Annotated in this window: 1 pseudogene; it reads right to left on the bottom strand. The window is 40.2% G+C overall.

What is annotated here, in order from left to right:
- Nucleotides 1-251: pseudogene (locus NRL14_RS20995) on the bottom strand (transposase); the annotation flags it as partial.

Genomic DNA, 251 nt, shown 5'->3' with positions numbered 1-251 from the left:
CCTTTACAGAGCTTATGCCAGCGAATGATAATCGCTTTATCGTTTAATCGATTCGCTTTTTTATCATCAACATACAGTACTAAGTGGGTGTGATTACTCATAACAGCGTAAGCACATACATCAATACAAAATACCTTCGCTAATTCAAGCAGCTTATCTTCAACCCAGCCTCGTCGATGCTCGTAAGATTGACCAGTAAAACGGTCTTCTCCACATAAAAATGCACGACGAACACAGCGTGAAATACAGTG

This window comes from Pseudoalteromonas sp. 20-92 (assembly GCF_030847595.1).
Taxonomy (GTDB): domain Bacteria; phylum Pseudomonadota; class Gammaproteobacteria; order Enterobacterales; family Alteromonadaceae; genus Pseudoalteromonas; species Pseudoalteromonas fuliginea.
The sequence above is the reverse complement of the archived record's forward strand: the minus strand, read 5'-3'. Positions and strand labels throughout refer to the sequence as shown.